Source organism: Staphylococcus sp. KUGN1 (assembly GCF_045984185.1).
Taxonomy (GTDB): Bacteria; Bacillota; Bacilli; order Staphylococcales; family Staphylococcaceae; genus Staphylococcus; species Staphylococcus warneri_A.
Map to the genome: position 1 here is coordinate 1102557 of NZ_JBJQIL010000001.1, position 18448 is coordinate 1121004.

The 18448-nt window shown below is 32.0% G+C and carries 17 protein-coding genes, 1 pseudogene, 1 riboswitch and 1 other annotated feature; all 18 genes and pseudogenes read right to left on the reverse strand.

Annotated features, from left to right (window positions below):
• The 18 genes and pseudogenes from hemA to mutM all read right to left on the reverse strand — a co-directional run bounded on the left by hemA (position 1) and on the right by mutM (position 18435).
• Positions 1-1347, reverse strand: a complete 1347-nt coding sequence (hemA, locus tag ACJQQZ_RS05425) for a glutamyl-tRNA reductase (RefSeq protein ID WP_124227824.1) — start codon at positions 1345-1347, stop codon at positions 1-3.
• A gap of 190 nt (positions 1348-1537) precedes the next feature.
• Positions 1538-2125, reverse strand: a complete 588-nt coding sequence (yihA, locus tag ACJQQZ_RS05430) for a ribosome biogenesis GTP-binding protein YihA/YsxC (RefSeq protein ID WP_002451775.1) — start codon at positions 2123-2125, stop codon at positions 1538-1540.
• Positions 2126-2281: 156 nt separating this feature from the next.
• Positions 2282-3544 (reverse strand): ATP-dependent Clp protease ATP-binding subunit ClpX, encoded by a 1263-nt coding sequence (clpX, locus tag ACJQQZ_RS05435; RefSeq protein WP_124227825.1) that lies wholly within the window; start codon positions 3542-3544, stop codon positions 2282-2284.
• A gap of 236 nt (positions 3545-3780) precedes the next feature.
• Positions 3781-5082 (reverse strand): trigger factor, encoded by a 1302-nt coding sequence (tig, locus tag ACJQQZ_RS05440; protein ID WP_124227826.1) that lies wholly within the window; start codon positions 5080-5082, stop codon positions 3781-3783.
• Between the two features lie 172 nt (positions 5083-5254).
• Entirely contained in the window at positions 5255-6175 is a 921-nt protein-coding gene (locus tag ACJQQZ_RS05445; RefSeq protein ID WP_124227827.1) for a hypothetical protein, read from the reverse strand.
• Positions 6176-6194: 19 nt separating this feature from the next.
• Entirely contained in the window at positions 6195-6803 is a 609-nt protein-coding gene (locus tag ACJQQZ_RS05450; protein ID WP_002451771.1) for an NUDIX domain-containing protein, read from the reverse strand.
• Positions 6804-6980: 177 nt separating this feature from the next.
• The gene (gene rplT / locus ACJQQZ_RS05455) at positions 6981-7337 is read right to left on the reverse strand and encodes a 50S ribosomal protein L20 (protein ID WP_002451770.1); all 357 of its coding nucleotides are present in this window, start codon (positions 7335-7337) and stop codon (positions 6981-6983) included.
• Positions 7338-7392: 55 nt separating this feature from the next.
• Positions 7393-7593: a 50S ribosomal protein L35 gene (gene rpmI / locus ACJQQZ_RS05460; RefSeq protein WP_002451769.1), complete on the reverse strand. Its 201-nt coding sequence runs from the start codon at positions 7591-7593 to the stop codon at positions 7393-7395.
• A gap of 30 nt (positions 7594-7623) precedes the next feature.
• Positions 7624-8151 (reverse strand): translation initiation factor IF-3, encoded by a 528-nt coding sequence (infC, locus tag ACJQQZ_RS05465; protein WP_002451768.1) that lies wholly within the window; start codon positions 8149-8151, stop codon positions 7624-7626.
• 26 nt (positions 8152-8177) lie between these two features.
• Positions 8178-8301: a sequence feature (ribosomal protein L20 leader region), on the reverse strand.
• Positions 8302-8362: 61 nt separating this feature from the next.
• Positions 8363-9859 (reverse strand): amino acid permease, encoded by a 1497-nt coding sequence (locus ACJQQZ_RS05470; protein ID WP_002451767.1) that lies wholly within the window; start codon positions 9857-9859, stop codon positions 8363-8365.
• A 201-nt stretch (positions 9860-10060) separates the two neighbouring features.
• Positions 10061-10234: riboswitch (Lysine riboswitch) on the reverse strand.
• Positions 10235-10284: 50 nt separating this feature from the next.
• On the reverse strand, positions 10285-12222 hold the full coding sequence (gene thrS, locus ACJQQZ_RS05475; protein WP_002451766.1) for a threonine--tRNA ligase: 1938 nt from the start codon (positions 12220-12222) through the stop codon (positions 10285-10287).
• A 180-nt stretch (positions 12223-12402) separates the two neighbouring features.
• A pseudogene (locus tag ACJQQZ_RS05480) lies at positions 12403-12499 on the reverse strand (hypothetical protein).
• A 92-nt stretch (positions 12500-12591) separates the two neighbouring features.
• A complete protein-coding gene (dnaI, locus tag ACJQQZ_RS05485) occupies positions 12592-13512 on the reverse strand; it encodes a primosomal protein DnaI (RefSeq protein WP_002451765.1) in 921 nt (306 codons plus the stop codon).
• Positions 13513-14895, reverse strand: a complete 1383-nt coding sequence (gene dnaB / locus ACJQQZ_RS05490) for a replicative helicase loading/DNA remodeling protein DnaB (protein WP_075778012.1) — start codon at positions 14893-14895, stop codon at positions 13513-13515.
• Complete coding sequence (gene nrdR / locus ACJQQZ_RS05495; protein ID WP_002451763.1) at positions 14896-15366, reverse strand: transcriptional regulator NrdR; 471 nt, start codon at positions 15364-15366, stop codon at positions 14896-14898.
• Between the two features lie 286 nt (positions 15367-15652).
• Entirely contained in the window at positions 15653-16678 is a 1026-nt protein-coding gene (gene gap, locus ACJQQZ_RS05500) for a type I glyceraldehyde-3-phosphate dehydrogenase (RefSeq protein ID WP_002451762.1), read from the reverse strand.
• Positions 16679-16944: 266 nt separating this feature from the next.
• Positions 16945-17547 (reverse strand): dephospho-CoA kinase, encoded by a 603-nt coding sequence (gene coaE / locus ACJQQZ_RS05505; protein ID WP_145506597.1) that lies wholly within the window; start codon positions 17545-17547, stop codon positions 16945-16947.
• Between the two features lie 15 nt (positions 17548-17562).
• Positions 17563-18435, reverse strand: a complete 873-nt coding sequence (gene mutM, locus ACJQQZ_RS05510; RefSeq protein ID WP_049425094.1) for a bifunctional DNA-formamidopyrimidine glycosylase/DNA-(apurinic or apyrimidinic site) lyase — start codon at positions 18433-18435, stop codon at positions 17563-17565.
• Positions 18436-18448 lie beyond the last annotated feature (13 nt).

Genomic DNA, 18448 nt, shown 5'->3' on the forward strand with positions numbered 1-18448 from the left:
TTATTCAAAACTAAAAATTCGACGTGCTGAAATTTCTTTAGCCTTATTTTCTTTATGTTGTCTCGCCTGTTCATAAGGGTTATCAGCTTCTATGTCAAAAATGCTTTGAAAGAGCTCTAATTTTTCGTTACTTTTCTTATCACTACTTAATTCTTTAGCCTGCTTAATAGGGTCTTTTAACATTTGATTAATAATGCTTTTAGTATGCTTAGAGATAATCTTTCTTTCTCTCTCTGATAAATCTGGTAATTTTCTATCAATACTATCCATTGTTTCAGATTGAATGTTCATTGCTTTTTCACGTAAAGCTCTAATAACTGGTACAACACCTAACATATTAACCCAATCATTATGACTAGCTATTTCGCTAGGTATTTGATCAGCTATTGTCTGTGCTGCTAATTGACGTTCTCTTAAGTTCGCATCAACCAGTCCTTTTAAGTCATCAACATCGTAATTAAATATATTATTGATGGCATCAATACCAGGTTCGATATCTCTTGGAACTGCAATATCAACTAATAATAAAGCGTCTAATTTACGTTGATTAGCTATTGAATCAATTAAATCATTAGTAATGATATATGACTCTGAACTTGTAGAACTAATTACAATATCTGCTTGTTCTAATAAAGCTGGTAATGCATCTAGTGAATCGAATTTAACTTGATGTTTTTCAGCTAATACTTTTGCTTTACTTAACGTTCTGTTAACAATAGTTATATTTGTAATACCTGACCCTAACAGATTTAAGAGTGATAATTCACTCATTTCCCCTGCACCAATAATGACAGCTTGTTTATATTTTAGTTTTCCGAATACCTTTTTAGCTAATTCAACGGCAGCATATGAAACACTAACTGCATTATCTGCAATATCTGTTTCACTATGTGCTCTTTTAGCAAAAGTAATTGCCTGCTTGAATAAATGATTAAAGATAGTACCAGTTGTACCCGTTTCTTGTGCTAAGAAAAATGCGTCACGCATTTGTCCTAGTATTTGTGTTTCACCAAGTACTATGGAATCTAAGCCAGAAGTGACACGCAATAGATGTTCTACAGCTTCGTCCCCCACTTTAACTTCTGACATCTCTTTAATGTCATCTACTTCAAATCCAAATTTACGTGCTAAAAATCTTTGAACGTAATAACGTCCAGTATGAATTTGATCAACAACGGCGTATACTTCGGTACGATTACATGTAGATAAGATGACGTTTTCTAAGATGGCTTTGGTTTCATATAAATCTTCATGGGCTAATCGTAAGGCATCATCTCTAAAAGCAACTTGCTCTCTTAGTGCTACATTAGCAGTTCGATGATTTATGCTTATTGCAATAAAATGCATTTATAACGCCCTCCATATACTTACAATAACCTTAGTATAACACATTTGTATTGATTATTAAGTTCATTGCTCAAATAAATTAGAAAGATTCTAATCTGACTTCATTTTTTTGTCAAAATTGTTAAATTTGTATTTAAATATGCAGATTTAATCTAAATATCAAAAAAATAATTAAGAATAATTAAAATGATTATAAATAAGACTCTATCATATCCCATATTTGTTGTTGCTTGTTATTTTTTATAGAAGAATAGCTAACTATAGTATCTCCTTCTTCTAAATCTAATTTATTTTTGATGTTATTTAAATGCTTTTGAACTTTACCTTTAGGTATTTTATCTTCTTTAGTACAAATAATTAAAGTTGGAATATCAAAATGTTTTAAATAATTATACATGAGCACATCATCTTCAGTTGGATTATGTCTCAAATCAACGAGTTGAATGACTAGTTGTAATTTTTGACGTGTTGTTAAATACTCTTCAATCATTTTACCAAACTTTTCTCGTTGAACCTTACTTACTTTAGCATAGCCGTAACCTGGCACATCAACAAATACTAGCTGATCATCTATATTAAAGAAATTCAGCGTCTGTGTTTTACCAGGTTGTTGTGATGTACGAGCCATATTTTTTCGACCTATCATACTATTGATAAATGATGATTTACCTACGTTTGAACGGCCACTTAATGCCACCTCAGGTACATCTGTTTCTGGATATTGTGCTTCTTGTACAGCACTTATAATTAAATCTATATTATTAGGATTAATTTTCATTGGTGATCCTCACTTTTCTTATTTCTCACATTAACACTTTACCATTACTCTTATCATTATGTCATCCTAGTTTTAGGAAATACATACATTGAAGGAAAAGTACTGCATAAAAAAAGAGCCACAATGATATGTGGCCCTAAATCATAAAATATTAAATTATGCAGATGTTTTACTATCGTTGATTAAGTTTCCTTCTGAATCGTATAATTCAGGTTCAACTTCATCATTAATTGTTTGTCCAGTAATAACAACCTTATTGACATCTTCTGATGAAGGTACGTCATACATAATATCGATTAATGCTTCTTCAATAATAGAACGAAGTCCTCTAGCACCAGTCTTACGTGCAATTGCTTTTTCACTAATAGCAGATAATGCTTCTTCACTAAATACTAATTCGACGTTATCTAGCTCTAACATTTTAGTATATTGTTTAACTAGCGCATTTTTAGGTTGCGTTAGAATATTTTTAAGTGCATCAACATCTAAAGTTTCTAAATTAGCTACAATTGGTACACGACCAATGAATTCAGGAATTAAACCGTAAGATTGTAAATCTTCTGGTCTAATTTGTTCTAATAAGGCTTCTTCATCATATTTATCAGCTTCATTACTAGCGAAACCAATCACTTTTTCACCTAAACGACGTTTAATAACTTCATCAATTCCGTCAAAAGCACCACCAAGGATGAATAAAATATTTGTTGTATCAATTTGTATCAATTCTTGGTTAGGATGTTTACGTCCACCTTGAGGTGGTACGCTCGCAGTAGTACCTTCTAAAATTTTAAGTAATGCTTGTTGCACACCTTCACCTGAAACATCGCGTGTAATAGATGTATTTTCAGATTTTCTTGCAATCTTATCAATTTCATCTACGTAAATAATACCTTTTTCAGCTTTATCAATATCAAAATCTGCCGCTTGAATTAAACGTAATAAGATATTTTCTACATCATCACCAACATAGCCAGCTTCTGTTAAACTTGTAGCATCTGCAATTGCAAATGGTACGTTTAAAGTTTTAGCTAATGTTTGTGCTAATAATGTTTTACCACTACCTGTTGGTCCGATTAATGCAATATTACTTTTTTGTAATTCTACATCATCTTCATTAGGACCTAGTTGTTGAATACGTTTATAATGATTATAAACAGCTACAGATAAAGCTTTTTTAGCTTTTTCTTGACCGATTACATATTCATTCAAATGATCCATAATTTCTTTAGGAGTTGGTAATTCTGTTAATTCCTCTGAAGAATTTTGTGCTAACTCTTCTTCAACGATTTCTGAGCATAATTCAATACACTCATTACAGATATATACGCCACTTCCTGCAACTAATTTCTTAACTTGGTCTTGATCTTTACCACAGAAAGAGCATTTTAAATTTTCTTCATCTTCATTGAATTTGAACATTCTTTTTTACACCCCTATTCCATAAAGACTATACTAGATAGCATTCTATAATGCAACATAATCACATTTCAATTGATTTGCTTGAAAATAGGAAGGAGTGGGACTGAATTCAAACTATAACAGATTGAACTCATGGCCCCACCCCACAAGATAATATATCTTATTTATCCTACCTATCAATATTACTAAAACAATACAATGTTAAATTGTTTATCGCTTTAATAGAACAGTAATAATTAGTCTTCTTTGCTACCTTCTACTAATTTAGCATTGTCTTTTAATAAATCGATAACTTTTTGGATGCGAACATCATTTTTAACGATATCAGTATTACCTAATGTATTTTTGATATCTTCAACTGAAATGTTGAATTGTTCACTCATTTTTTCTAGTTCTTTATCAATATCTTCGTCAGAAACTTCGATATTTTCAGCATCAGCAATTGCAGTTAATGTTAAGTTTGTTTTAACACGTTGTTCTGCATCGTCTTTCATTTGCTCTCTTAATTGAGACTCATCTTGTCCAGAAATTTGGAAATATGTTTGTAAATCTAATCCTTGTTGTTGAATTCTTTGACCAAATTCTTGAACCATACGATCTAATTCAGTATCGATCATTGCTTGAGGAATGTCGATTGTAGCATTGTCTGTTGCTTTTTTAATTGCTTCTTCTTTTTCAGTATTTTCAGCTTCAGTCGCTTTTTGTTCAGCAAGACGTTTGCGTAAGTTTTCTTTGTATTCATCAACTGAATTAGCTTCTGCATCTAACTCATTAGCAATTTCATCATTTAATTCTGGAACATCTTTATATTTGATTTCATTTACTTTTGTTTTGAAAGCAGCTTCTTTTCCAGCTAATTCTTCAGCATGATACTCTTCTGGGAATGTAACAACAACGTCTTTTTCTTCTCCAGTTTTCATGCCTTCTAATTGTTCTTCGAAACCTGGGATGAATGAACCTGAACCAACTTCTAAGTCGTAACCTTCAGCCTGTCCACCTTCGAATTCTTCACCATCAACTGAACCACTGAAGTCAATGTTAACTGTGTCGCCATTTTCAACAGCGCCATCTTCTTTAACCACCATTTCAGCCATGTGGCCTAAACTATGGTTGATTGATTCTTCTAGTTCGTCATCTGTTAGTTCAGAATCTTGTTTTTCAATTTCTAAACCTTTGTAATCACCTAATTGTACTTCTGGTTCAACAGTTACAGTAGCTTCAAAAATGAAGTCTTTACCTTTTTCAATTTGAGTTACATTAACTTCAGGTTGAGCAACTGGATTAATACCAGTTTCATCAATAGCTTCACCGTAAGCTTCTGGTAATAAAATGTCTACTGCATCTTGATATAATGCTTCAACGCCAAAACGTTGTTCAAAAATTGGACGAGGCACTTTACCTTTACGGAATCCAGGTACATTAATTTGTTTTACTACTTTTTTAAATGCTTGATCTAATGCTTTATCTACTTTTTCTGATGGAACAGTAACAGTTAATAATCCTTCGTTACCTTCCTTTTTTTCCCAAGTTGCTGTCATGTATAAATACCTCCATGAATAACTATTTTATTTTTTCAACTTCCCTATTATAGCATAGGTCAATTGTGTACACAAACATTGAAATTGCAACGTTTGCGAAATGATTTATTACTTAATTCAATTAAAATTTACGTTAAACGATTTAAGAATTATTTGCAAGAAATTGAGTTTATCATTGTTTATCTAATTGATATATATATGATAAAACATCTTGATTAACAACATTATCATCTATACCTAACATAGATTTAAAATAAACATCATATGCAACAATCCAATCTTCTATTGGAAATAAAGATTCAATATTAAGAGGATATAACAATATAGAATGATTATTCATAATATGGCTCGCTTCGTCAACAATATGTATGGCACCATCCTCAAGATTCTCGATCACTTTTGGTAAGATAATTGATTTTAAAGTCGTGTGTTCAAGACCACTTAACTCTTTAGGGATGATATTAACTGTTGTTCCATATTTGGTAACGGTTACGATACTTTCAGATTGTGCGAACCTTAGGTATTCTATCATTAAACTTACAATATTATTTTCGAAAGTAGAATGACTTAACAAATAATGGATTGTTTCTTTAAAATCATAATGACCATTATCGATGAGTTGAAGTAGAACGTGTGTTTGTTCTCTTGCATTTAATTGATGAAATTGAGCTAATGATTGAGTTAATTGTTCATGATTTGAATCTAGCTTAGATTGTGCATATGCTTTAAGTGGAAATAATTCCATTCTAGTCTTATGGTCCCGTACTTCATCAATAATTTGATTAATCACTTCAACTGATTCATAGTACTGTTCTAAACCATTCAAACTCTTAATATAATAAATCATTAACTCATCATACTTATTTAAACCCTGTTTAAGTAAAATGATAGCTTCTTCTCTTAATTCCAAAAATGCCCTCATTTGATAAAGCATATCGCACTTTTTAATTGCAAGTGCTTCATCTAATTCAAATTGGCTTTCATATTGTTCAAATAATTCATACATTCTATCCAAGTCTTGTGTTAATTCCGCTTTTCTAATATCTTCTTTTAACTTTTTCTCAGATAATGGGAATGGGATGATATCTGACATTCAATTTGCACCTCAATTATTATAAATCTTGAAGAATTAATGCACTCCATGTCTCAAAGTCATCGTATGATTCTATTTTCCCTTTTTCAATCCATTTGATTCTTAACGTATCTGTTTCTTTAGATTCTACATCATTTGAACTGACTGTTATTTTAAATACTACACCCATATGAACCTTGCCTACTTCATTATTGTCATCATTGATAAAGCCTAAGTATTCCATATTTTGAGAATCTTCTGCAGATAAACCTACTTCTTCTTCTAATTCTCTTTGCGCATTCACTCTTAGCACTTCATTAATTGAATCTGCCCCTACAACGTCGTTCATATGACCACCGACGCCAATTGAGGATTGGCCATGTAGTCTTTCTTCTCCGCCGCCTGAAAGACGCTCATACACAAGTATTTCACCACTTTGATTTTCTAATAAACAATATGAAATAAGTTGTTTAAATTCTGGATCCTCTTCCATATCACCTCTACGCTTCACGTCATACTGACTTAATGCATTGAAAATATTACTACCTTTTTCATCATTTTTTGATAAAAATCCATTAAATGCATTCTTTTCATTATCGAAAAGTGTTGCTCTTGGCACAACTATAATTTGCTCATCAAATTTAGACATACTAAACTCCTTTATGTTTTCTTTTATAATATTATTCTATCAAACTTATTTTCAATTCGCGATCGTTATCAATATTCTCTATTAATATCAATGCTTAGACAATTCCATTTTAAAATTTAAAGAAATATAAATAAAAGCTGGGACATCCTAAAATGTCTCAGCTTTTATGAGTTTAGTTTATTTTAAAGCGTCTTTAGCTTTTGATACTAATTCACCGAATGCTTTATCGTCTGAAATAGCAATTTCAGATAACATTTTACGGTTGATATCGATGTCAGCTTTTTTCAATCCGTTCATTAAACGTGAATAACTAATATCGTGTTTACGTGCTGCAGCATTAATACGTGTAATCCATAATTTACGGAAATCACGTTTACGTTGACGACGGTCACGGAATGCGTATTGACCTGATTTCATTACTTGTTGTTTTGCTACTTTATATAATGTATGTTTTGAACCGAAGTAACCTTTAGCTAATTTAATCGTTTTTTTACGACGTGCTCTTGTTACTGTTCCACCTTTTACTCGTGGCATATTAAATTCCTCCTTAGATTCTATCTACGTAATTATTCTATATTCGTTAGTTGTATTATTTTTTATAAGATAATAATTGTTTTACACGTTTCATATCACTTTTAGAAACTAATCTACTTTTACGTAATTGACGTTTTTGTTTAGTGTTTTTGTTTGCGAATAAGTGAGATGTGAAAGCTCTTGAACGTTTTAATTGACCTGAACCAGTTCTTTTAACACGTTTCGCTGCTCCACGGTGAGTTTTCATTTTAGGCATGATTCATTTCCTCCTAGAAATTATTATTAATTATTTTTCATTAATTGGTGATAACATAAGGAACATTTGACGGCCTTCCATTTTAGGCTTCTGTTCGATTGTTGCAATGTCTTTGCATTCTTCAGCAAATTTTTCTAATTGGCGTTGACCAATTTCTTTGTGAGTAATTGCACGACCTCTGAAACGAATTGAAACTTTACATTTATCGCCTTTAGAAAGGAATTTACGTCCATTTTTCAATTTTGTTTGGAAATCATGTTCCTCAATTGTTGGGCTTAAACGAATTTCTTTAACGTTAATTGTTTTTTGTTTCTTCTTCATTTCTTTTTCTTTTTTCTGTTGTTCGAATTTGAATTTACCGTAATCCATAATTCTTGCAACAGGTGGTTTAGCATTTGGTGCTACGATTACTAAATCTAAATCAACACGTTCAGCCATTTCTAATGCTTCTTGTTTTGATTTAACACCAATTTGTTCACCATCTTGACCTACTAAACGAAGTTCTTTTGCACGAATTTTCTCATTAATTTGAGTCTGATCTTTTGCTATGGTTGACACCTCCCAGAATTTTACGAAATTGTCCCAAGCAAAAAGAAGAGCGAGTATCACTACCCGCTCTTCTTCACACATTAATTGTGTAACATGATTAACCTGCCAACTGCTTATTGCGTCGCTACAGGTGAGAAGCGGGAGCTTCTACTTGGTTCGTTTCGTATTCAACGTTATTAATCATATCAACAATAAATGTATTCGTCAACTACTTTTTTTATTAATCATGATGTCTTACTTCTTCCATAGATACATCTTGTCGTAAATCTACTTGTTCTAATGGAATTTTTTTAGTTTTATATCGTACTTTATGATATATAAAGAATGCTAAGAACACCGGAATTCCCATATAGGTAATAATAAATCGATTTAAGTCAAAGTCCCCTGTTTTAATAAAATCGACGTCTTGACCTAGTATAACAATTATACATAAGAATCCGGCAAATATTGGGCCGAATGGGAATAATTTAGCCGTATATTTTAATTTAGATTTGTCATAATTTTGCTTATCGAATGCACGTCTAAATCTATAATGACTCACTGCTATACCGACCCAAGCAATAAATCCTGTCATACCACTTGCTGCAACGATATATTCATATGCATCACCACTAAAATGTTGTACTGCAAAAATCACTACAACAATAATTCCAGTTACGATTAAAGAAATGTGCGGTACACCATTTTTATTCGTTTTAGAAAATGAATTAAATGCTAGTTTATCTTTACTCATTGAATATAACATTCTAGTAGACGCATACATCCCTGAGTTACCTGCAGATAACACTGATGTTAATATAACTGCATTCATAAATGATGCTGCAAATGCAAGTCCAGCATTTTGGAACACTAATGTAAATGGTGAAGTAGAGATGCTATTTTCTCCACCCATAAGTGCACTACTATCATATGGTATTAGCATACCAATGATGAAAATTGCTAGTATATAGAATAATAATATTCTCCAGAACACTTGTTTGATTGCTTTTGGAACGGCTCTTTCAGGATTTTCAGATTCCCCTGCTGTAATACCAATTAATTCAGTTCCTTGGAATGAAAAGCCAGCAACTAAGAACACACCTAATATTGAAAGTAAGCTACCACCTAAGTTACCACCAAGGATAGGGCCGCCTCCTTTAGTAAAGGTTTCAAAACCAACGAATTTACCACCCATTATACCTACAATAGTTAATAATCCTATTACAATAAATATGATGACAGTAACAACTTTTATAAGTGCAAACCAATATTCACTCTCACCATATACTCGAACTGACAATGAGTTAAGTGCAAAGATAATAACTAAAAATATACAACTCCATACCCAAGCGGGAACACTTTGCATTGGGGACCAATATTGAATGACCTGAGCGGCAATGGTTACATCTGCAGCTACTGTAATGACCCAGTTAAACCAATAGTTCCACCCTAATGCAAACCCTAGAGATGGGTCTACAAATCGTGTGGCGTATGTACTAAATGATCCCGAAACTGGTAAATATGTGGCCATCTCGCCTAGTGAGGTCATTAAGAAGAATACCATTGCTCCAATAATTGCATAAGCAATCAAAGCACCTAAGGCACCAGCGCTGTGAATGGCTCCACCGGAAGTCATAAATAGACCTGTTCCAATACAACCACCAATCGCTATCATAGATATGTGGCGGTCTTTTAAACCTCTTTGTATCCCTTCATTTTGACTTTTGTTTTTACTCATAGAAGATTCCTTTCTTTGTATTTAGAGGCAGTTATGATTTTGTTTTATCATTTATTAAAGAAACAACACATTAAGTTCTGTTTCATCATCTATTTCAATAGCTGTACCATATATCACTTAATTATGTTACTTTTATTTATAAATCTAAAACAAAAAAGTGGCTACATACCTTTAAGATATGCAACCACTTTGCTTTTATCTATATAAGGTAGCACATCACATTCTGTGACAGTACAGTTTCTTTCGACAACTGTCCCAACAAGTCATAATTATGGTTATCACTTGTTTCGGCAACATTACCTTTAACTTGTTCAACATATGTCCCATAAGACTTCTGACAAGCGACTCTTTAATATTGCAACCTCTAACTCAACTTTTTATTTAACTAACTTGTAATATACATGAACTGCGTTTAAATTTCAAGCTTATCTATGCTTTTTTAAACGGATTTCGTCTACTAAATTCCAAATAAATTCATCTTTTTCTAATGTCTCTTGATCTTGAGAACCGTATTTACGTACATTTACTTCATTGTTTTCTACTTCTTTATCTCCTACCACTATTTGATAAGGGATTTTTTGCATTTGGGCTTCACGGATTTTATAACCCATTTTTTCATTACGATCATCGATTTCAACACGAACACCTTGAGATTTTAATTCATCTTGAATTGATTTTGCATAGTCGTAATGTAAATCTAAATTAACCGGGATAATTTCAACTTGTTTTGGTGCTAACCAAGTTGGGAATGCACCTTTAGTTTCTTCAGTTAAGAATGCAACAAATCGTTCCATTGTAGATACAACACCACGATGAATAACTACAGGTCTATGTTGCTCTCCATCTTGACCAATGTATGTGAGTTCAAAACGCTCAGGTAATAAGAAATCTAATTGCGCTGTAGATAATGTTTCTTCTTTACCCATAGCTGTTTTAACTTGCACATCTAATTTAGGGCCATAAAATGCCGCTTCTCCGATAGCTTCTTCGTATGATAACCCTAATTCGTCAGCCGCTTCTTTAATCATGTTCTCAGCTTTATTCCACATTTCATCATCATCAAAATACTTTTCTTTATCTTCTGGGTCTCTATAACTTAATCTGAAACGATAGTCTTCGAAACCGAAATCTTTATATACATCTTGAATCATATTAACTACGCGTTTGAATTCTTCCTTAATTTGATCAGGTCTAACAAAGATATGTGAATCGTTCAAAGTCATACCTCTTACACGTTGTAATCCTGATACAGCACCACTAGCTTCATATCTATGCATAGTACCTAATTCGGCAATACGAATTGGCAATTCTCTATAAGAATGCGGTTTATTATTATATATCATCATATGGTGAGGACAGTTCATCGGACGTAATACCATTTCTTCTGTCTCATCTAATTTCATAGGTGGGAACATATCCTCTTGATAGTGATCCCAATGTCCGGATGTTTTATATAAATCAACATTTGCTAATACTGGTGTATATACGTGGTCATATCCCATACTTACTTCTTTATCTACAATATAACGTTCAATTTCACGACGAATTGTAGCACCATTAGGTAACCATAGTGGTAAACCAGCTCCAACTAGTTGACTATTTGCAAACAACTCTAAATCTTTACCGATTTTACGGTGATCACGTTCTTTGCGCTCTTCCAACATTTCTAAATGCGCTTTTAAATCTTTTTTATCAAAGAATGCAGTACCGTAAATTCGTTGTAACATTTTATTATTACTGTCTCCGCGCCAGTATGCACCAGCTGTTGATAATAATTTAAATTCTTTAATTTTAGACGTAGATGGTACATGAACACCTCTACATAAATCAGTGAATTCTCCTTGACTATAAAGCGTTACATTTTCATCTTCAGGTATTGCATCAATTAATTCTAATTTGTATGGATCATCTTTGAAGAATGCTTTAGCTTCATCCCTAGTGACTACTTTTCTTTCGATTTTATGATTCTCATCGACAATTTTTTTCATTGTTTTTTCAATTTTTTCAAAGTCATCTGATGAAATTTTTTCATCTGTATCGAAATCATAGTAGAAGCCGCCTTCAATGACAGGACCTACACCAAATTTAACATCCCCGTATAAACGTTTTAATGCTTGAGCCATCAAATGAGCAGTTGAATGACGCAATACTTCCAATGCTTCATCACTGCCTGGTGTAACGATTTCAATCTCACCATCTTCTTCTAACGGTCGTGTTAAATCTACCATTTGTCCATTAAATTTACCTGCTACAGCTTTTTTACGTAGACCTGGACTGATTGATTGAGCTATATCTTCAGTAGTAGTGCCTTTATCAAATGCCTTTGAATTACCATCTGGAAATTGAATATTAATTTGATCCATACTATAACCTCCTAAATTATAAAAAATCATATCGTTGACTTATTGAAATAAATCAATGTAAAACTATAGAGAAAATAAAAAAATCCCATCCCTAAATCAGGGACGAGATTGTCGTGGTACCACCCTAGTTAAGCGTTAAAACAATACTCGATTAAAAATCGAGCAATTTTAACGTCTTCTCTACATAAGATAACGGTCTTGAGCCGAGTATTCATTACAAATACCATGCATTAAAGTAGTAATAATTTAATTTATTAGCCATATTCTCATCAAACAACGGCTTTCTGTGTAACAGTGATTAAATTATCATGTCTTCAACAGTTTCAACGATTTAGATTTGATTCTATTATACAACATTTTATGAAAATATCAATTGTTTCTAAAGTTTTCACCTTTTAAGAAATAAGGTGTGGATAACGTCTTAATACGTTCAATAATTCGAGCTGCTTTCGTTTTTTCTGAACCCTCACGTGTCATTGATAAATGGTGTTCTAATTCATCATAACTTAAATTAGAAGTAAAGAAAGTGGGTAATTCATGAACCATTCTATAATGCAATAATGGGCCAATAACTTCATCTCTAACCCATGGCGTTACTTCTTCTGCACCAATATCATCTAGCATTAAAATGTTAGCTTCTCGAATTCTTTGTAATTTTCTTTCGTAACTCCCGTCCTTAAAACCACCTTTTAATGTGCGAATGTATTCGGGAAGATAAACTATAGTAGATGGCACTTTTTTAGCTTTGAGTTGATTTGCTATGGCACCTAAAATAAATGACTTTCCAGTGCCAAAAGGTCCATACAGATATAGCCCTTTGACATTCTCACCATTTATTAACTTTTTGCATATATCATTAACTTGCATTGCAATATCCAATCGATTACGTCCAGTTGTATAAATATCTTTAATCTTTGCATTTAAAGTATCTCTCTGCATATGATGTGATGTAATCAATTGAGAATTAAGTCTTTCTTCATCATATTTCACTTTACATGGGCATGGCAAATAGCGGATTTTAATACGTTCATTTTCGATATATAATTCTGGTATATGGCCTTTAACAAAATTAGGACATTCATTATAATGATGCCCATCATAGTGCTTTTGTTGATCTTTATATTCTTGTAGAACGTTTAAATCTTCATCAATCATGGCATTAGTTAATTCTGATTGATGTTCATTTAAAAATTGCTTAACATCAGGATCATTAACAACTTGCTGACGTATTTTAGCAATTCTCTTTTCGAAATCTTTATTTGAACCTACAATATTCTTAAAGCTTTCCATCTAATCCTCCTCCCAATCTTTATTTAATTGTTCTAAGAATGCTTGTCTATCCTTTTCAAATTGTTCATCCTTTTCATCTTTTGAAAGTTCTGTAGCATTCGGATTATCTCTTTCTTCTAACCATTTAGGTGTTTTCTCTCTAGAAACCAATTTACTTTTACGATTATAACCTTGATAAGGTTGCGATTTATTCTCATAAGATGGTTTAGGTTGATTAACTTTCAAGGCATATTCATAAGCTTGTTTAGCCGTAGTAATCCCTTTCTTCTTCCAATTCGAAGCAATTTCAAAAATATATGATTTTGGTAATTTCATATCTTCTTTGAGCATAACAAATTGTAATAAGATGTTAATAACTCCAAAGTTCATTTTTTCTCTATGAATTAATTCTTCAATCATATTCTTTTGAGACAATGTTGGTTCTGATTCAGACCATGAGGCTAACATATCAATTGGACTCGTCTGTTCTAACAATTGAAGCCATTGTTCCGTATCATTTTCAGGATTAGGGATTTCATTAGATTGGTTCGAATTTTCACTTTGTTTAATGCTTTTATTCAATTCTAATTTAGGTAATTGGTTTTCATGTTCTATTAAATAATATGAACGCGCTTGTTTACGCATCTCTTCAAAAGATAATTGTTGAGCACTAGTAATTGAATTCAATATAATATGTTTCATCGCGTCAGCCGTTAAACCATATAAAGTTGCAAGTTGAATAATAAGACTTTTAGCGTCTTTTGTCACGATTTCATTTGAAATGAAGTGGTTATGTAACATCTGTTTCAACATATCAAAATCAAAAGATTCATTAGACAAATCAAGTCCTTGATACTCACTCGCTTTAGGTATATCTTGTGTGTCGATATCTAATATTCTATTGGGTACTTTAAAGACATCTGTAAACTTTCTCGTTGTTTGTTGATACTGCGTTAAATCTCTAAAAGTTTGTTCAAAATGTTTCTTTAGTACTTGGTATCTTTTTTTATCAACTTCACTATATAAAAATACAGATAACATAGGGTCATTGAAAAATTGGGATGCTGACGGCGGCTGAATCAATTGATATATAAAATGTGTTTGTTGCTCATCATGTTTAACAAATGATTTCATTAAACCAATTGCTTCTAACAAATCCATTTGATTTCTAAAGTCGATTAAATTTTCTTTAAGTTCATTCATAATGACATAATGGGTTAATGGTTGTTCAATATCATTGGAAAATTGATGCATAAAATGATATAAACCAATTGCTTGAGGCCCAATTAAAGGTGTAAACAGACGGTTTAATATTTCAAGATGTTGTGAGTTTAAATAAAAATCTTGTATCACTTCAAAACTATCTTGTGGTCTTAACCCTAATTCAAAGGAATTTAACCCCATTTATAAATCACTCCGTTTATTATCATTAAGAATACCTTGCATTGAGGCCAACAGTTGATCAATATCTTTAAACTCTTTATACACAGAAGCAAAGCGAACATAAGAAACTTGATCAACATGCATTAATAAGTTCATTACATGTTCTCCAATTTCTCTAGATGAAATCTCAGTATGACCTTCATCTCTTAATTGCCACTCCACTTTATTTGTTATATCTTCTAGTTGTTGGTATCTCACTGGACGTTTTTCACATGACCTAACTAATCCATTCAAGATTTTTTCTCTTAAAAATTGTTCTCTCGTTCCATCTTTCTTCACTACTATTAATGGACTCACTTCAATATGTTCAAATGTTGTAAATCTTGTACCACAATTTTCACATTCTCTTCTTCGACGAATCGCGTTTGCATCTTCTGCATGACGTGAATCTACTACTCTCGAATGCGTTGAATTACATTTTGGGCATTTCATGATTGTCACCCTTTTCTATTTAGATTATGCTTAATTATACTATAAATTCGCACGTTACAAAAGAAAGCACCTTTTAAATTATATGACTAAAAGTGTAAACTATTTTATATCATTAAATATAACAACCTAAATAAAAAATGTGACATTTTCAAAAATGATGTTAAATTTAAATTTTTCTCTATTTAATTTATGATAAATTTGATACCCCCACTTTATAAGAACAAAAAAACTGCCAATGTAACCTTTAGCATTAAAGGTTACATTGGCAGTCGCTTAAAAATGATTTTTATACAGCTTCTACTGCTTTATGAGATTCTATCAATTTACCAATTTGTTCTGCTACTTCAACAACTCTGTTTGAATATCCCCATTCATTATCATACCAAGCGATAACTTTAACTTTTTTATCACCCATAACCATTGTAGATTGTGCATCAATTACTGCAGAATTTGGATTTGTATTAAAATCTACTGAAACAAGTGGTTCGCTTTCTACATCCAATACACCATCTAAATTTGCATTTTTGAATGCATCATTAATTTGTTCTACTGTTACATTTTGTTCTAAATCTACAACTAAATCTACAAGTGAAACATTCTTAGTTGGTACTCTTAGTGCCATTCCATGTAATTTACCTTCTACTTCAGGTAGTACCTCTTTTAATGCTTTCGCAGCGCCTGTAGATGTCGGAATTATACTTTCATTACATGAACGTGCTCTACGTAAATCTTTATGTGGGTTATCAATATTCTTTTGGTCATTAGTAATTGCGTGTACTGTAGTCATAAGACCATTCACAATACCAAATTCATCATTTAATACTTTAGCAACCGGCCCAATACAGTTAGTTGTGCATGATGCATTACTGAAAATATCGTATTCATTAACATCTAGCTTTTCATCATTGACACCTTTCACAATCATTTGAACATGACCACCTTTAGATGGGCCTGTTAATAATACTTTTTTTGCACCAGCATTAATATGTGCAATAGCTTTATCACCATGATTGAATTTACCAGTTGCTTCGATGACAACATCTATATCAAGTTCTTTCCAAGGTAAGTTTTCTGGATTTCTATCTGAAACTAATTTGATATCTTGATTTTTATAACGAATGCCATTTTCAGTAGCTTCTACTTTTTCGTCGAACTTACCATGAGTTGTATCATAATTGATAAGATGTGCAATTGTTTCTGGAGGGTAACTTGCATTAATTGCTTTTACGCTTAAGTTTTCATTTTTTAAAGCAATTCTTAATACCATTCTACCTATTCTACCCATACCGTTAATTGCTATATTCGTTGTCATTTAAAGCACCCCTTGACCATTTATTTATATGTTATACTTTATGGCATTAGTATAACATAATAAATTATTTTTGTAAGCGTTTACCAAAACTTTACAAACGCAAATTATAATCAATCATAATAAGATTTAGTTATTAAATGATATCGAATTCAATATCATCTAATAACGCTATAAATATAAAAGATTCTATAGTTACTCAGTAATCATATAAAAAAACCTGAGTCATTTTTAAATGTCTCAGGCTTAATAAATAGTTACTATTTGAATTATTTCTCAATATAACCTTTTTCACTAAGTAACTTTTCTAAATTTTGCTTTAGTTCCAGTTTATCCCCAAGATTATCAATCACGTGGTCAGCCATTCTACTTTTCTTATCAATAGATATTTGGCTATATACTCTTGCTTTTGCTTCTTCTTGAGTTAAATCATTTCTTTCCATTAAACGATCAATTTGAATACTTTCAGATGTGTAAACAAGCCATACTTCATCTACGGTATCTTGCAATTCATTTTCAAATAAAAGTGGTATATCCATAATTACGTTATGGCCTTTATTTAAAAATTGTTGCTTCTTTTCTTCCATTATTTCTCTAACTTTAGGATGAACAATTTCATTTAACTTAATACGTTCGCCTGGATTATTAAATACTAATTCACCCATATATTTTCTGTCCATCTCGCCATTTTCATCAATAACTTCTTCGCCAAAAACTTCTTTTACCTTCGCTATACCTGGTGTTCCTTTAGCAACTGCTTCTCTTGCAGCTGTGTCCGCATCTACTACTTTAAATCCAAACGCTGTTAACAATTCAGATACAGTTGATTTACCTGATGCGATACCACCAGTAAGTCCTATTACTTTTGACATATTTTCACGCTTCCTTTATTTCTGACAAGTCGGGCAATAGTGACTATTTCTAGATGCGATGACTTTCGTTTCAATTGAGTGCCCACATACCTTGCAATATTTTTGTTTATAAACATTCAGATGTAACTGCATTTCCCCTGTTTTACCATCGGCATGACGATAATCGGAAATGCTTGTTCCTCCATATTTTATACCCTCATTTAATACAGATCGAACATGATAAAATACCATTTCTTTTTCTTGTTGCGTTAAATCTTGCGTTAGTCGACTGGGTAAAATGCCCGCTCTAAATAGAGCTTCACACGCATAAATATTTCCGCAACCAGATATAACTTTATGATCTAAAATCACTTGTTTAATCGGTTTTTTAGCATAATTCTTTTTATTGGTAATATCTAAAAAATGTTGCATTGCATCTTCGTCAAATGGTTCAGGAGCTATACTTAAAAATGAAGGATATGCATCGAAGCTACTCACATTTCTAATTTCTCCAAAGCGACGAATATCTGAATAGATTAATTTTTTACCATTGTCTAATTCAAAAATAACTTGCCAATGTTTACGATAATTAGGTACAGCAATTTGTTCTAAATGATCAACAACGAAAAATCCACCAGCCATACCTAAATGACTAATCAAAATACGTTGTTCTGAATCACGATTAATATAAAATACAATATATTTACTTCTACGCTCAATTTTGGTAATTGTATAACCTTCTGTTAAACGTTGAAAACTATCAAGCGTCATTCCTTTGATAATCGTCTCTCTATTATCTTCTTTACCCTTTTTTACATTTTCTGAAAAAGTAATTTTATTTATCGTAGTATTTATGGCATACGGTTCAATCCCACGTTTAACATGTTCTACTTCTGGTAGTTCTGGCATATTCAAACCTTCC

Bases quoted from the DNA above. Each gene is read 5' to 3' on its own strand.
- nrdR (WP_002451763.1), bottom strand. From the start codon at position 15,366: ATGAAATGCCCAAAATGTAATTCAACGCATTCGAGAGTAGTAGATTCA.
- coaE (WP_145506597.1), bottom strand. From the start codon at position 17,547: ATGTCAAAAGTAATAGGACTTACTGGTGGTATCGCATCAGGTAAATCA.
- rpmI (WP_002451769.1), bottom strand. From the start codon at position 7,593: ATGCCTAAAATGAAAACTCACCGTGGAGCAGCGAAACGTGTTAAAAGA.
- gap (WP_002451762.1), bottom strand. From the start codon at position 16,678: ATGACAACGAATATAGCAATTAACGGTATGGGTAGAATAGGTAGAATG.
- yihA (WP_002451775.1), bottom strand. From the start codon at position 2,125: ATGAAAATTAATCCTAATAATATAGATTTAATTATAAGTGCTGTACAA.
- clpX (WP_124227825.1), bottom strand. From the start codon at position 3,544: ATGTTCAAATTCAATGAAGATGAAGAAAATTTAAAATGCTCTTTCTGT.
- rplT (WP_002451770.1), bottom strand. From the start codon at position 7,337: ATGCCACGAGTAAAAGGTGGAACAGTAACAAGAGCACGTCGTAAAAAA.
- mutM (WP_049425094.1), bottom strand. From the start codon at position 18,435: ATGCCAGAACTACCAGAAGTAGAACATGTTAAACGTGGGATTGAACCG.
- ACJQQZ_RS05445 (WP_124227827.1), bottom strand. From the start codon at position 6,175: ATGTCAGATATCATCCCATTCCCATTATCTGAGAAAAAGTTAAAAGAA.
- ACJQQZ_RS05450 (WP_002451771.1), bottom strand. From the start codon at position 6,803: ATGTCTAAATTTGATGAGCAAATTATAGTTGTGCCAAGAGCAACACTT.
- tig (WP_124227826.1), bottom strand. From the start codon at position 5,082: ATGACAGCAACTTGGGAAAAAAAGGAAGGTAACGAAGGATTATTAACT.
- thrS (WP_002451766.1), bottom strand. From the start codon at position 12,222: ATGGATCAAATTAATATTCAATTTCCAGATGGTAATTCAAAGGCATTT.
- dnaB (WP_075778012.1), bottom strand. From the start codon at position 14,895: ATGGGGTTAAATTCCTTTGAATTAGGGTTAAGACCACAAGATAGTTTT.
- hemA (WP_124227824.1), bottom strand. From the start codon at position 1,347: ATGCATTTTATTGCAATAAGCATAAATCATCGAACTGCTAATGTAGCA.
- dnaI (WP_002451765.1), bottom strand. From the start codon at position 13,512: ATGGAAAGCTTTAAGAATATTGTAGGTTCAAATAAAGATTTCGAAAAG.
- ACJQQZ_RS05470 (WP_002451767.1), bottom strand. From the start codon at position 9,859: ATGAGTAAAAACAAAAGTCAAAATGAAGGGATACAAAGAGGTTTAAAA.